Raw genomic sequence first — 12620 nt, forward strand, 5'->3', positions numbered from 1 at the left:
GGGCATCGGGGCGGGGCTCGCCGGCTGATACCACGCGTTGACCTCGGGCTGCTCCGCGGCCGGAGCCGCCGGGGCCGAGGGTGCTGAAGGCGCAGAGGGCGGCGGGGCAGCCGACGGGGCCGACGGGATCGGGGCAGCCGACGGGGCCGACGGGATCGGGGGCGCCGACGGGGCCGAGGCTTCGGCGGCCTGCGGCGCGGGCGCGGCGTGCGTCGGCCCGGGCGGCGGCGGAATCATGTCCGCTCCTCCCGCGGGGCGGACCACCGTGGCTTCCAGGTCCGGTTCATCGTCCACCTCATCGGCGGTGGAGCTGGCCCCGGGCACCGACTGGATCATCGGCTCCGGGGAGGCGGGACGCGTGGCGCCGAAGGGATCGACCATGATCTCGGAGCTGCTACCCTCGGCCAGCACCGTGACCTGCAGATCCCGGCCCGCGGCGCGGGTCTCCTCGACGGCGAGCTGCAGCAGCTGCCGGCGGGTCTCCGCCGGGTTCGGCGCACTCACCGGCTTCTCGCCGCGCGGGGTGTGCAGCACCCCCGTGCCGTCGGGGTGGATGATCATCCGCAGATCGCTCATGGCCGGGGCTCCTCCAGGGGGTCGCGTAGTCCGCGGTCCACTGTAGTCACCGCTCCGGCCCCCGGGTGACGGGTACGCCTGCGTGGATCACCCACCCCGCGTACGGGGGTGCGATGGAAACCACCGTCGCGGCTCGTCAGTTGCTGACGGGGTCGTAGTTCGGGTCCACGAGGAAGGCCTCGAACTGCTCCTGGTTGCCGTGCCACAGGTTCTGGTCACCGGCGAAGGCGCCGCTGTCGTTGTACTGCCAGATCTCCCAGGCGTTCCAGGTGCCGGGGATCTGGGTGCCGACGGGCGGCTCGGCGGTGTAGGCGGCCACGTGCAGCGGCACGTTCTCCGGCGCCCAGTTCGGGCCCACCTGCGCGTCCCAGAACCATGCGCCGGTGTACACCACGGGGGTGCGGCCGGTGCGCTCGCGGTAGCGGTCGATCCAGGCGACGATCCAGCCCTGCAGCTCCTCCATGCCCATGCCGTTGGGGTTGTCCTCGACATCGAGCATGCCGGGCATGGTGCGGCCGTCGTCGCTCCAGCCGCCGCCGTTGTCCACGAAGAAGTCGCACTCGGCCACGGGGTCGGAGTTGCCCGGCTCAGTCCAGTGGTAGGCGCCGTGCACCAGGCCGTGCTCGTAGGAGCCGCCGTACTGCTGGGAGAAGTACGGGTTCTTGTACCAGTTGCCCTGGGTGGCCTTGCAGTAGGCGAAGCGGGACCCGGCGGCGGCCTGCGCGGCCCAGTCCACATTGCCCTGGTGGGAGGAGACGTCCTGGCCGCGGATCGCGGTGTCCTCCGCCCGAGCCATGGTGGCCGGGAGGGTCAGGGCAGCGGCCCCGCCACCCAGCGCCGCGGTGGCGGCGAAGAAGGATCGACGGTCGAAGGAACGGGTGGTCGGGAACATCTCGGTTCAGCTCCTTGGCGCCGGGTGGCGCATGTCTCGAGGTCCTGTCGTTCTCGACGCTAAGGATCTGGCGGGCAGGCCACCACCGGCCGAAGGTGCTGTTCCCACTGCCGACGGGTCAGATGACCCGGCACGTTGGAGCCACACGGGAAGCAGGGTCAAAGAGCGGTAACTCATCACGCATGGCAGAACCTGCCATACCTATAGAGGAGGTGGTGAGATGCCGACGCGAAATGTTGTGCTCAGCGACCATCAGCACAAGCTCGTCGATTCACTGGTTTCGACGGGGCAGTACCAGAACGCCAGCGAGGTGCTCCGGGCGGGGCTGCGCCTTCTAGAGCAGCACGAAGCCGAACAGCAAGCCAAGCTGGCGCACTTCGGGCAGCGGCCGCAGTCGGCCGGGCGGACATCGCCGAGCGGCGCTTCCGCGAGATCGCCACGGACGACCTCGACGACGTACTCCAAGAGCTCGGCGAGTAGGCACGCTGACCCAGCGTCGATAGGCTCGACTGCATGCTTGCGCACATCGACGCCACCGCCGGAATCGCTGGAGACATGCTGCTGGGGGCCCTCGTGGACGCCGGCGCGGACCTTGAGCACATCCAAGAAGTGCTGGACGCCCTGGTTCCTGGGTCAGTGCGTTTCGTGCGGTCCGATGTGGACCGTGGCGGTCAGCGGGCGGTGAAGGTCGACGTGGAGGTCCTCGTGGAGGATCCGCCGCATCGGACCTGGGCGTCGATCCGGCAGATGCTGCAGCAGGCGCCCGCAGCGGTCCCCGCGCGCACCGTCGAGCTGGCGCTTGAGGTGTTCGGCCGACTCGCTGCGGCGGAGGGCGCCACGCACGGTGTCCCCGCTGACGAGGTGCATTTCCATGAGGTGGGGGCACTGGACTCGCTGGCCGATGTGATCGGCGCGTGCGAGGCCTGGCGTCAGCTCGAGATCACGGACGCGACGGGCAGCGTGCTCGCCGTCGGCTCCGGGCGGATCCGTGCCGCGCACGGCGATATCCCGGTGCCGGTTCCGGCGGTGGCGCGCCTGGCGCTCGGATGGCCGACGGTGGCCGGTGAGCTCCTGCCCGCGCGCGGGCACCACCATCATGGGCATGGGCATGGGCATGGGCACGGGCATGACCACGGCCACGGGCACGGGCACGGCCATGACCACGGCCACGGGCATGACCAAGGGGACAACCACGCACACGCTCACCAGCGCGACCACGATGCCGCGCACGCTCACGAGGAGGAGCTGCCGGAGCACGCCCGGGGCGGCCCGCACGCGCACGGCTCCCCCGCCGGCGTCGCCCCTGGCATCGGCGAGCTCGCCACCCCGACCGGTGCGGCGCTGCTGCGCGGGCTGGCGGCGAGCGCCGGTCCGCAGCCGCCGATGACGGTCACGGCTCTCGGTGTGGGCGCGGGGACGAAGGACACCCCGGGCCGGCCGAACGTGGTGCGGGTCTTCATCGGCACGGCGCCCGCCACCGACAGCGCACCCGGCGCAGTGACGCAGCAGGCAGCCGACGCCCATGACACCCCCGCTGCCGCCTGGCAGCTCGAGGCGAACGTCGACGACCTGGACCCGCGGCTCTGGCCCGGGGTGGTCGAGGAGCTGCTCGCGGCCGGGGCGCTGGATGCCTGGCTCACGCCGATCATCATGAAGCAGGGACGCCCCGCGGTGACCGTCCATGCTCTCGCGCGCGCGGGGGCGGAGCTCGAGCTGTCCACGCTGCTCATGGACCTTACCGGCAGCCTCGGGGTGCGTCGGCACCGCGTCGAGCGGGAGATCCGCACACGCAGCTTCGAGGAGATCGAGGTGCGCGGCCAGCGGATCGCCGTGAAGGTCGCGCGCGGGGCCGACGGGCAGGTGGTGCGCCGCGAGCCCGAGTTCCGCGACGTTGCCGCCGCCGCCCGCAAGCTGGGCATCAGCGCCCGAGAGATGCTGGACCTCGCACGCGCCGCTGTCGCCGAGAGCTAGGGCTTTTCTCTCCTGTGCCGTGACAGGACTCGCGTTGCTAGCACACCCACGTGCAGAACACTCAGCAGGTATGAGCCACCCGTAGCACGAGCTGATAGAGCTGGCGGACGTCGATAAGCGGGTGCGATTGCCGACCCCATCGGCTTCACTGACATCGTGGACGCTTCATACATCATTCCGACGCCTCAGCACCTCACCGCCGTCGGCGAGGGCCGCGCCCATTCAACGTCCGCGTGCATCTGCATCCGCAACATGGCCTCACCTCCCCCGCATGTCATCGGGAGGAGGAAGGCGTGCCCCCGTCAGTCCACAACGAGATGCTCGACCGGCTGCCCTGTGACCGACGCGATCAGCAAGAAGTCTTTGTCCGCAGCGAGCACGGTCAAGCCTGCTTTCTCGGCTGTCGCGGCAATAAGGAGGTCCGGAATCGAGGGGGCTCGGTGATGCCCTTGATCTGCCAGCAGCATCTGGACCTCGAATGCACGGTCCTCCATCGCAGGCGTCAAATGTTCGATCGGCATCAGCGATAGTGGCGGCGCGGTGAAGGCTTCGCGCCCTGATTGACCTGACCGCACGGAGAATCCCAGTTCAAGGCGCGTCACGGTAGAGAGACGCACGAGCCCGCGCTGGATGCGGGAGTTCCATTCGTCAAGCGCTGGAACCTCGCCCCGTTGCATCCGGACATAAGCTGACTTATCCAGAAGCCAGCCTTTCACCGCCACGCGTCCTCCATCACGGCCTCATCAGCCAGATCGGCGAAGACCTCTGCGGAACGCTGCCAGTCGGCAGCCGTCACCCGCACGACATCGGCCCGGGCTGGAGTCGACTCGAAGTGCCGACGCAGGTACTCGTTGCGAGACAGACCTTGGGCAGCAGCTGCATGATCGATCCGGGCTACCGCCTCGGTGCTGAGTCCCCTGATAAGCACATCCGTCATATCCATCACCTCAGCCCCGACGATATCGCGATATCGCGCGGGCGTCGATCGGGCACACCTCCGCCTGCGCCCCCACCACCCTCGACCGCGCGTGAGACCTGGGTCATACTCGAGGTCAGCATTCCTGACCTCCGGAGGTGTCCGATGGCCGACCTTGATGAAGCGATCCAGACCGCGATCAAGCGCGCCCGAGAGGCGGCTAACGGTCGGCATGCAGAGCGCCTGGTGCACGACGGCCCGCTACGCCAGACCGTGATCGCCCTGGCCCAGGGCACGAGCCTGGGTGAGCACAACTCCCCGCCGGCCGCCTCCATCCACGTGCTGCGCGGTCGCCTGCGCGTGACCGGCCAGGACCCGGTGGAGCTCGTCGACGGGCAGCTGGAGTCCCTCACCCATCACCGCCACAGCGTGGAGGCGCTCGAGAACTCCGTGTTCCTGCTGACCACCGTCACCTCGCAGCACGACACCGGCAGCCACCCGCAGATCCAGCTCTGAACCACCGCTGACAGGACGGGCCCCGGCCGCACGGCCGAGGCCCGTCCCCGTCGGCCCTGTCAGCTGCCGGTGCGCTCCTGGGAGGCCAGGCGCAGCCAGGTGTCCACCACGGTGTCCGGGTTCAGCGACAGCGAGGTGATACCCCGCTCCATCAGCCACGCGGCCAGATCCGGGTGGTCGCTGGGGCCCTGCCCGCAGATGCCCACGTACTTCCCGGCCTCGCGGCACGCGGTGATCGCACGGTCCAGCATGAACAGCACCGCCGGGTCACGCTCATCGAACGCCTCCGCCACCAGGGCGGAGTCACGGTCCAGGCCCAGGGTCAGCTGCGTCATGTCATTGGAACCGATGGAGAAGCCGTCGAAGTGCTCGAGGAACAGCTCGGGGGTCGCGGCGTTCGAGGGCACCTCGCACATCATGATGACCTCGAGGCCGTTCTCGCCCCGGCGCAGACCGTTCGCCGCCAGCAGGTCGATGACGCCCTTCGCCTCGCCGGGGGTGCGCACGAAGGGGATCATGATCTTCACGTTCTCAAGGCCCATGTCCTCGCGCACGTGCCGCAGCGCCTCGCACTCCATCGCGAAGCATTCCGCGAAGTCCTTGGAGAGGTAGCGGGAGGCGCCGCGGTACCCGATCATCGGGTTCTCCTCCTCCGGCTCGAAGATGCTGCCGGCCAGGAGGTTCGCGTACTCATTGGATTTGAAGTCGCTCATCCGCACGATCACCGGCTCCGGCGCGAAGGCCGCGGCGATCGTCGCCACGCCCTCGGCCACACGGGAGACGAAGAATTCGCGAGCCGACGGGTAGGCGGCGATGCGCTCCGTCACCTCCGCGGCAGTGCGCTCATCGAGCTTCTCCGGCTCCAGCAGGGCGCGCGGGTGGATGCCGATCTGCCGGTTCACGATGAACTCCAGCCGCGCCAGGCCCACCCCGGCGTTCGGCAGGCGGGAGAAGGCGAAGGCCTGCTCCGGGTTGCCGACGTTCATCATGATCTTGGTGGGCAGCTGCGGCATCGACTCCACGGAGGAGGACGCGACGGAGAACTCGAGGATCCCCTCGTACACGTACCCGGTGTCCCCCTCGGCGGCGGAGACGGTGACCTCCTGCCCGTCGGCCAGTTCCCGCGTGGCGCTGCCGGTGCCCACCACGGCGGGGATCCCCAGCTCGCGGGCGATGATCGCGGCGTGGCAGGTGCGACCACCGCGGTTGGTGACGATGGCGCTGGCGCGCTTCATGATCGGCTCCCAGTCGGGGTCGGTCATGTCGGCCACCAGCACCTCGCCGGGCTGGAACTCGTGCATCTGCTCGATCCGCTCGAGGACCCGCACCGGACCTGCACCGATCTTCGCGCCGATCGCACGGCCCTCGGCGAGCACCGGGCCGCGCTCGGCCAGGTGGTACTTCTCGACGGTGGAGCCGGCGCGGGACTGCACCGTCTCGGGGCGGGCCTGCAGGATGTACAGCCCGCCATCGGCCCCATCCAGGCCCCATTCGATGTCCATCGGGCGCCCGTAGTGCTCCTCGATGATCAGCGCCTGCTTGGCGAGCTCCACCAGCTGCTCATCGGTCAGCGACAGTTTCGTGCGCTCGGCCGGGTCCACGTCCACGAAGGCGGTGGAGCGGCCGACGGTCGCATCCTCGGTGTAGACCATCTTGGTGGCCTTGTCCCCCACCTGCCGCTTGAGCACGGGCGCCTTGCCGTCCCGCAGCGCGGTCTTGGAGACGTAGAACTCGTCGGGGTTCACCGCGCCCTGCACGACGCCCTCACCGAGGCCGTAGGCGGAGGTGATGAACACAGCGCCGTCGAACCCGGACTCGGTGTCCACCGTGAACATGACGCCGCTGGAGCCGAGGTCGGAGCGGACCATCTTCTGCACGCCCGCGGACAGCGCCACCGCGGCGTGGTCGAAGTCGTGGTGGACGCGGTAGGCGATCGCCCGGTCGTTGTACAGGGAGGCGAAGACCTCACGGATCGCGGTGAGGACCGCGTCGATACCGCGCACGTTCAGGAAGGTCTCCTGCTGCCCCGCGAAGGACGCATCGGGCAGATCCTCGGCGGTGGCGGAGGAGCGCACCGCGAAGGAGGCCTCATCGCCGCTGCCGGCGGCGAGCGTTTCGTAGGCCTCACGGATGTCCGCCTCGAGCTGGGCGGGGAAGGGCTGGGCCACCACGAGGTCGCGGATCTCCTGCCCGGCTTCGGCGAGCGCCACCGTGTCATCGGTGTCCAGGTCCGCCAGACGAGCGTCGATCCGCTCGGCGAGGCCCGTTCCGCCCAGGAACTCGCGGTAGGCGTCGGCGGTGGTGGCGAAGCCGTCGGGGACGTGGACGCCCAGGCTCGTGAGGTTGGAGACCATCTCGCCCAGGGAGGCGTTCTTGCCGCCCACCTGGTCCAGGTCCTTCATGCCGAGTCCGGAGAACCAGCGGATGCTCTGCGACATGGGTGTGCTCCTAGGGGACGGGGTCAGCAGGCGGCACCGCGCTGACCGAGGGTTTGCAGGATGAGGGTGGACATCTCCTCCACGGATTTCGTGGAGGAGTCGACGTAGGGGATGCGGTAGGTGTCGTAGATCCGACGGGCGCGCGAGAGCTCCCAGCGGGTCTGCTCCATGGAGGCGTAGCGGGAACCGGAGCGGCGCTCGCCGCGCACCGCGGCGAGGCGCTGCGGGGAGGTGAGCAGGCCGAAGCAGCGGTCGGAGACGGCGCGGATGGTCTCGGGCAGCACCTCGCCCTCGAGCTCCTCGTCCACCAGCGGGTAGTTCGCGGCGAAGATGCCGTGCATGAGCGCGAGGTACATCGAGGTAGGGGTCTTTCCGCAGCGGGAGGGGGCGATGAGGATGACATCGGCCTTCTCGATGGCGCGCACGGACTGGCCGTCGTCGTGCTCGATCGCGAACTCCACGGCGGCCATGCGGCGGTTGTAGCGCTGGGAGTCGGCCACGGAGTGCAGGCGGGCCGGGGCGTGGTCGCCGGAAACTCCCAGCTGCTGCTCGAGCACGCCCATCGGGTCGGAGACGAAGTCGATCACGGTCGCGCGGGTCTGCAGGATGGTGGAGCGCACGTCCATGTCCACGGCGGTGAGGAACACGATCGGGGAGACGGGGCCGGCGGCGGCCTCGTCGAGCTCGGCACGGACCTGCTCGGCGTCGGCGACGCTGGAGACGAAGGGCCGCAGCTGGCGCTCGAAGGGGACTTTCGGGAACTGCAGCAGCAGGGCATTGCCCATGGTCTCGGCGCTGATGCCGGTGGAATCGGAGACGAAGTAGACGGGGACGACGGTGCTCACGGACAGGCCTTCCCGGGGGACACGACGGTGTGCTGGCTCGACCGTATCCATGCCCGATGACCGCGCGTGCCACTGCGCCCCGAAGGTGTCCGGTATCACGGAGGAAATGCGCGATGACGACTGGAAACGCGCACGGAGCGGCACAGTCGGTCAGGGGCGCTGCGCAGCTCCCCCGCCGACGGTCCCGGGGCCGGACAGCTGGTCAGGCGGCCAGGCGGGAGTCGTCGCGGATCTGGCCCACGAGCTCCTCGAGCATGTCCTCCAAGGTGACCACGCCGATCACGGTGCCGTCGGCGGCCGTGGCCGCTCCGAGGTGGGCGCCGGAGGCCTGCATGTGCGCCAGCGCATCCTGCAGCGGCTGGTCCGCGCCGATCCGGGGCAGGGCGCGGATGCGCTCAGCGGGGATGGGGCGGTCACGGTGGTGCTGGACGGCGTCCAGCAGGTCCTTGATGTGGACGTAGCCCACCAGGGAGCCATCGGCCGCCTTGATGGGGAAGCGGGAGAAGCCCTCGACGGCGGCGGCCTCGGCCTGCGCGGCGGTGACCCCTTCGGGGAGGGTCGCCACGCGCGGCAAGGGGATCACGACGTTCGCGACCGAGCGGGCCTCGAAGCGCAGGGCGCCCAGCAGCAGTGCTTCGTCGTTGTCCTCCAGCAGCCCGCCCTCTTTGGATTCGCTGACCATCGCGGCCACCTCGTCACGGGTGAACACGCTGGTCACCTCGTCCTTGGGCTGGACGCCGAGGAGCCGCAGCACGAGGTTGCCGGTGGAGTTCAGCAGCCACAGCAGGGGGCGGATCACGGTGACCACACCCATGAGGAGCGGGGCGAGGATCAGGGCCATGCGGTCCGGGCCGGCCAGGGCGATGTTCTTGGGGACCATCTCCCCGAACACCACATGCAGGTAGGTCACGAGCGCGAGGGCGACCGCGAAGCTGATGGGGTGCAGCAGCGCGCCGGGCACCCCGAGGGATTCCAGTGGCATCGCCAGCAGGTGGGCGATGGCCGGTTCGCTGATCGCGCCGAGCGCCAGGGAGGCGACGGTGATGCCCATCTGCGCGCCGGCCATCATGAGAGACACCTGCTCCATCGCGGAGATGGTGACCTTCGCGGCCCAGCTGCCCTCGAGGGCCTTGGGCTCGATGACGGAGCGGCGCGCGGAGATCAGGGAGAACTCCGCGCCCACGAAGAAGGCGTTGGCCAGCAGCAGCACGAGGGTCAGGCCGATGCCCAGCAGGTCGCTCATCGGTCCTCCTCCTCGGTCTCCTCCGGGAGGGGTTCGACGCACACGTGGATGGTTTCGATGCGCATGCCGTCCATCTCGGTGACGACGAGCCGCAGCTGCGCGGGTTCCTCGCCCGGGGCGGGGTCGGTGGGGACCACCACTTCATCGTCGACCTCCGCGAGGCGCCCGAGCTCCATGGTGAGCAGGCCGCCCAGGGTGTCGTAGTCCTCGTGCTCGGGGACGGTCACGCCCAGACGTTCGGTGGCTTCATCGGGGCGCAGACGCGCATCGAGGTCCCAGGAGCCGTCGGGGTCGGGGACGTCGTCGTGCTCATCATCGTGCTCATCGCGCACTTCGCCGACGATCTCCTCGACCAGGTCCTCGAGGGTGATCAGACCCGCGTGGTCCCCGAACTCGTCGACCACGATCGCCATCTGCAGGCCGCCGGCGCGCAGGGTGTCCATGAGGTCATCCAGCGGCACGGTGTCCGGCACGTAGGTGGCGGGGTCCATGACGGAGCCGACGATGGTGGTGGACCGTTCGGGGTGGGGGACGGCGAGGCCGTGGCGGATGTGGGCGATGCCCACGACCTCGTCCTCGTCGTCGCGCACGGGGAAGCGGGAGTGGCCGGTCTCGCGGGCGAGCTCGAGCAGGTCAGCAACGGTCTGTTCGACCTCGAGGGAGTCCACGCGACCGCGCGGGACCATGGCGTCGTGGGCACGGCGGTCGCCGAAGGCGAGGGTGCGCTGGATCAGGGAGGCGGTCTCCGCAGCGAGCGCGCCCTCGTCGGCGGAGCGTTTGACCAGGACGGACAGCTCATCGGCGCTGCGAGCGGAGGACAGCTCCTCCTGCGGCTCCACACCGAGGGCGCGCACCACCATGTTCGCGTTGCCGTTGAACAGGCGGATGGGGAGCATGAAGATGCGGGTGAACAGGCGTTGGAAGCCGACGACGAGCTTGGCGGTGCGCAGCGGTTCGGCGATCGCGAGGTTCTTGGGGACCAGCTCCCCGAAGATCATGGTCACGCCGGTGGCGAGGATCAGGGCGATCGCGACGGACACCGAGCGGGCGGCGACGGCGTTGAGCCCGGCGTCCTCGAGCAGCGGGCCGGTGAGCGCGGCGATCGCCGGTTCGGCGAGGAAGCCGATGCCGAGGTTCGTGACGGTGATGCCGAGCTGCGCGCCGGACAGCTGCGTGGACAGGGTGTGCATGCCGTGCAGGACGCCGGCGGCGCGCTTGTCACCGGTCTGCGCAGCGGCTTCGACGTCGTTGCGGTTGGCGGTGATCAGGGAGAACTCGGCGGCGACGAATCCGCCGCAGGCCAGCACCAGCAGCAGGCCGACGCCCAGGGAGACAAGTGGACCGATCAGGTCCATGAGCGGATCCCTCCGCCCGGGGTGAGTGTGTGATGGCCCGAAGGCCTTCGACTGTCACTGGGGGCGTCGCTGGCGGCGCTCATGATCTCCTGATGCTCCTCAGAGGTCCTCCCGGCTCTCGGGGGACGATGGGGGAATGCTACCCGAGCGCACATCCGCGCGCGCGGGCGCGGGGATCTCCGCATCGAAGGGGATCATCGGCCGGTCGATGTGGGTGTGTCCGAGGCGCTGGAGGTCCTGGTCGACGCCGCCGGGGGTGAGGGCGAGCAGCCAGTCGGCCGCGGAGTCGTACTGGTCCGGTTCGAGGTAGCCCATCTTCACGGTGACCACATCGAACCCGGTCATCGATAGACCCAGGCGGTCGAACTGGGGGTGGGTGCACCACTGGGAGCGGCGGGCGGTGACGACGACGGTCAAGCCCGTCGGCTTCTCCCCTTCCAGGACGCGCAGCGCGGCGGCCTGCTCCCCCACCGTGGGGTGCTGGGCGAGCGCGGTGACCTCAGCGCGCAGCGGCACGGGGCCGGGCTCGCGCGTGTCGATGTGCCCGCCGACCTCGACGTCGATCCGCCCGCCGATGCCCGCGAGGACGGCCGCATCGGTGGCCCCGGGGTCGACGAGGGAGACCATGAGGGCGCTGATCTGGGCGCTGCGGATCTCGGGGCGGGCGATCAGCTCGGCAAGGCAGCCGGTGGTGTCATCGGCGCCGCCCGCACCGGGGTTGTCCCCGGAGTCGGAGATCCAGAAGGGGCGGGCGTCAGAGGCGATCGCCCGATCCAGGCAATCGGTGAAACTCGCGGTGGGGGCGACGAACACGAAGTCGTGCCGCGCCTGCCACAGGGCGGTGGCGAGCTCGAGGGCGGCGTCCTCCACGGCCTGCTGGTCATCTCCGAAAGCGACGATCGCGGCCTTGCAGCGGGGCTGATCGGCCCAGGCAAAACCCACCCAGCAGGAGATGTCCCGCACGCCCGGGTGCTCGAGCAGGCCGGGGATCTTCTCGTACAGGGACTTCGCGGGCTCGATGCGGGTAGAGGTCTTCTCGCCGGGCAACAGGATCGGCACGTGCACGAGGGCCTTGTGGGGGCGGTGGCCGCGGGCGGCGTGCTCCACGAGGTCGCGCAGACCCCGCTCGCGGGTCTCCCAGGCGTCGATATGGGGGGCGTGGCGGTAGCAGGTCAGCAGGTCGCACGCGTCGAACAGGGTGGGGGAGACGTTGCCGTGCAGGTCCATCGCGGTGCCAACGATGGGCCGGGGGCCGATGACGGAGCGGATCGCCGTGATGAGATCGCCCTCGGCGTCATCGAGACCCTCGACGCTCATCGCGCCGTGGATGTCGAAGAAGAAGCCGTCGAGGTCCTGGCCGGTGAGGCCCTCGAGGATCTCCTGTTTCCAGGCGTCGTAGACCGCGCGCTCGAGCACCCCGCCGGGCAGGGCGCGGGCGTGCAGGACGCCCACGTACTCCGCCTCCGGCACCTCGAAGGGGTAGCGGGCCAGGATCTCCGCGGTGCCGCGCCGCACCTCGAAGTCCGCGGCGCCGGAGCGGTAGGGGGTGAAGGTGGAGGATTCGATGGCGATGCCGGCGATGCCGATGCGGGGGCGGGTGCTGCGGCTCTCGCGTGACGCGGTTGCGGGGGTGTCTCTTATACACGTTTGCGGGTGCCGTCGGTACTGCCTCGTGTACACATCTGGCGCCGCCGGCGAAACCCCCTTTGGAGATGTTCGTGGGTGCCGCCTCATTCTAAAAAAAACAAACACACCGTTTGTCTTTCTCGTGCCTGTACTCCTACCCCTGCCACTCACTCTGTGCTTCCACTGCCACCCCTCCGCATTCTCCTCTCTCCACACATTACTCTGCTGGTCCCGCCCCGTCG

Annotated in this window: 10 protein-coding genes and 1 pseudogene; 2 read left to right on the forward strand and 9 right to left on the reverse strand. The window is 69.7% G+C overall.

Going from position 1 to position 12620, the window contains the following annotated elements:
- A pseudogene (locus MU407_RS12675) lies at positions 1 to 576 on the reverse strand (hypothetical protein); the annotation flags it as partial.
- Positions 577 to 712: 136 nt separating this feature from the next.
- Positions 713 to 1468, reverse strand: a complete 756-nt coding sequence (locus MU407_RS12680) for a GH25 family lysozyme (RefSeq protein ID WP_102235629.1) — start codon at positions 1466 to 1468, stop codon at positions 713 to 715.
- A 513-nt stretch (positions 1469 to 1981) separates the two neighbouring features.
- Between MU407_RS12680 and MU407_RS12685 the strand changes: the two genes are divergently transcribed.
- Positions 1982 to 3439: a LarC family nickel insertion protein gene (locus tag MU407_RS12685; protein WP_246958021.1), complete on the forward strand. Its 1458-nt coding sequence runs from the start codon at positions 1982 to 1984 to the stop codon at positions 3437 to 3439.
- Between the two features lie 302 nt (positions 3440 to 3741).
- Here the strand turns inward: MU407_RS12685 and MU407_RS12690 are convergent, their stop codons facing one another.
- Together MU407_RS12690 and MU407_RS12695 are read right to left on the reverse strand one after the other, a co-directional pair.
- Positions 3742 to 4161: a PIN domain nuclease gene (locus tag MU407_RS12690; protein ID WP_102235627.1), complete on the reverse strand. Its 420-nt coding sequence runs from the start codon at positions 4159 to 4161 to the stop codon at positions 3742 to 3744.
- Positions 4152 to 4376 carry a hypothetical protein gene (locus MU407_RS12695; RefSeq protein WP_102235626.1) on the reverse strand — a complete coding sequence of 75 codons (225 nt, stop codon included), beginning with the start codon at positions 4374 to 4376 and terminating at the stop codon, positions 4152 to 4154. The genes MU407_RS12690 and MU407_RS12695 overlap by 10 nt, the downstream gene beginning before the upstream one ends.
- A 144-nt stretch (positions 4377 to 4520) precedes the next feature.
- Here MU407_RS12695 and MU407_RS12700 point away from each other — a divergent pair, with 144 nt between their 5' ends.
- Positions 4521 to 4871 (forward strand): hypothetical protein, encoded by a 351-nt coding sequence (locus MU407_RS12700; protein WP_246958023.1) that lies wholly within the window; start codon positions 4521 to 4523, stop codon positions 4869 to 4871.
- A gap of 59 nt (positions 4872 to 4930) precedes the next feature.
- Here the strand turns inward: MU407_RS12700 and ppsA are convergent, their stop codons facing one another.
- The 5 genes from ppsA to MU407_RS12725 all read right to left on the reverse strand — a co-directional run bounded on the left by ppsA (position 4931) and on the right by MU407_RS12725 (position 12432).
- Entirely contained in the window at positions 4931 to 7309 is a 2379-nt protein-coding gene (gene ppsA / locus MU407_RS12705; RefSeq protein ID WP_246958027.1) for a phosphoenolpyruvate synthase, read from the reverse strand.
- A gap of 23 nt (positions 7310 to 7332) precedes the next feature.
- Positions 7333 to 8154, reverse strand: a complete 822-nt coding sequence (locus MU407_RS12710) for a pyruvate, water dikinase regulatory protein (RefSeq protein ID WP_348648034.1) — start codon at positions 8152 to 8154, stop codon at positions 7333 to 7335.
- Positions 8155 to 8356: 202 nt separating this feature from the next.
- Entirely contained in the window at positions 8357 to 9397 is a 1041-nt protein-coding gene (locus MU407_RS12715) for a hemolysin family protein (RefSeq protein ID WP_246958029.1), read from the reverse strand.
- Positions 9394 to 10752 (reverse strand): hemolysin family protein, encoded by a 1359-nt coding sequence (locus MU407_RS12720; protein WP_246958031.1) that lies wholly within the window; start codon positions 10750 to 10752, stop codon positions 9394 to 9396. Before MU407_RS12720 ends, MU407_RS12715 begins: the two co-directional genes overlap by 4 nt.
- A gap of 99 nt (positions 10753 to 10851) precedes the next feature.
- Positions 10852 to 12432: a M81 family metallopeptidase gene (locus MU407_RS12725; RefSeq protein ID WP_246958033.1), complete on the reverse strand. Its 1581-nt coding sequence runs from the start codon at positions 12430 to 12432 to the stop codon at positions 10852 to 10854.
- Positions 12433 to 12620 lie beyond the last annotated feature (188 nt).

It is taken from the genome of Brachybacterium sp. Marseille-Q7125 (assembly GCF_023062615.1).
Classification (GTDB): domain Bacteria; phylum Actinomycetota; class Actinomycetes; order Actinomycetales; family Dermabacteraceae; genus Brachybacterium.

What these genes read in the sequence shown, in the direction of transcription:
- MU407_RS12680 (WP_102235629.1), bottom strand. Translation starts at nt 1,468, where the DNA reads ATGTTCCCGACCACCCGTTCCTTCGACCGTCGATCCTTCTTCGCCGCC.
- MU407_RS12685 (WP_246958021.1), top strand. Translation starts at nt 1,982, where the DNA reads ATGCTTGCGCACATCGACGCCACCGCCGGAATCGCTGGAGACATGCTG.
- MU407_RS12695 (WP_102235626.1), bottom strand. Translation starts at nt 4,376, where the DNA reads ATGACGGATGTGCTTATCAGGGGACTCAGCACCGAGGCGGTAGCCCGG.
- MU407_RS12700 (WP_246958023.1), top strand. Translation starts at nt 4,521, where the DNA reads ATGGCCGACCTTGATGAAGCGATCCAGACCGCGATCAAGCGCGCCCGA.
- ppsA (WP_246958027.1), bottom strand. Translation starts at nt 7,309, where the DNA reads ATGTCGCAGAGCATCCGCTGGTTCTCCGGACTCGGCATGAAGGACCTG.
- MU407_RS12715 (WP_246958029.1), bottom strand. Translation starts at nt 9,397, where the DNA reads ATGAGCGACCTGCTGGGCATCGGCCTGACCCTCGTGCTGCTGCTGGCC.
- MU407_RS12720 (WP_246958031.1), bottom strand. Translation starts at nt 10,752, where the DNA reads ATGGACCTGATCGGTCCACTTGTCTCCCTGGGCGTCGGCCTGCTGCTG.